The 262-nt window shown below is 72.5% G+C and carries 1 protein-coding gene; it reads left to right on the top strand.

What is annotated here, in order from left to right; translation table 11 throughout:
• The coding region (locus SB658_RS24930; RefSeq protein ID WP_410603092.1) for a trehalase family glycosidase at nt 1-97 on the top strand (97 nt) is incomplete at its 5' end.
• Nucleotides 98-262 lie beyond the last annotated feature (165 nt).

Genomic DNA, 262 nt, shown 5'->3' with positions numbered 1-262 from the left:
CGGCGGCGGCGGTGAGTATCCGCTGCAGGACGGCTTCGGCTGGAGCAATGGCGTGGCCCGCCAGTTGCTGGTCCTGTACCCGCCCACGGCGCCGTGACCCTGAACGCCGTGCGCCCGGGCACCACGCGGCCAGGACCGCCTTGCTCGAAGACGACCCGGGCCGGTGGCGATCGCCGGCCTCCCTGCACGGCGCGACGACTTACCTGTCGACCGTGATCTCCACGCGCACGCGACGATTGGGTGCCAGGCAGCGGATCAGCGC

The organism is Bacillus sp. SIMBA_008 (genome assembly GCF_046535495.1).
In the GTDB taxonomy this organism is placed as follows: domain Bacteria; phylum Bacillota; class Bacilli; order Bacillales; family Bacillaceae; genus Bacillus; species Bacillus subtilis.
This window is presented reverse-complemented; position numbering and strand designations above follow the sequence as displayed.